Origin of the sequence: Streptomyces sp. SID12501 (assembly GCF_010550245.1) — a bacterium.
In the GTDB taxonomy this organism is placed as follows: Bacteria; Actinomycetota; Actinomycetes; order Streptomycetales; family Streptomycetaceae; genus Streptomyces.
In genome coordinates this window covers 1-442 of record NZ_JAAGLU010000649.1, presented here as the reverse complement: position 1 = coordinate 442, position 442 = coordinate 1, and the positions used below count along the sequence as shown (strand labels likewise).

Sequence of the window (442 nt, the reverse complement as noted above, 5' to 3'; positions counted from 1 at the left end):
ACACGTCCACGGGGCGGCCCAGCGCCTCCCTGGCCTCGGCCACGACCGTGGAGGCGTCGCCCGGGACGGCGATGGCCCGGGGGCCGATCGAGTCCGCCACGGAGGCGGCCTTGGCGGGGTCGAGGTCGTTGACGACGACGGTCGCCCCCTCGACGGCGAACCGGTGGGCGAGGGCCGCGCCGATGCCGCCGCCCGCGCCGGTGACGACGACTCGCTGGTCCTGGTACGTGCTCACGGGGGTCACCTTTCGTCGCTGCCCTGGGGGCCGATCCCCGGCAGACTAACCAGTCGGTATGCCCGGCCGAAAGAGGGGAGGCCCCCTCGGCGGTACGTGATCGCCCGACGCGGCACGCGGACGGCGTGGGTCGGGCAGGATCCGGAGGGGACCGCCTAGCGTGGCCGGATGACGCTGTCACGACGCGGGGTGCTGGGACTGGCGGGG

Annotated in this window: 1 protein-coding gene; it reads right to left on the bottom strand. The window is 75.3% G+C overall.

What is annotated here, in order from left to right; translation table 11 throughout:
- A partial coding sequence (locus tag G3I71_RS47725) for an SDR family NAD(P)-dependent oxidoreductase (protein ID WP_164325207.1) occupies positions 1-235 on the bottom strand: 235 nt, incomplete at its 3' end.
- Positions 236-442: the final 207 nt, after the last annotated feature.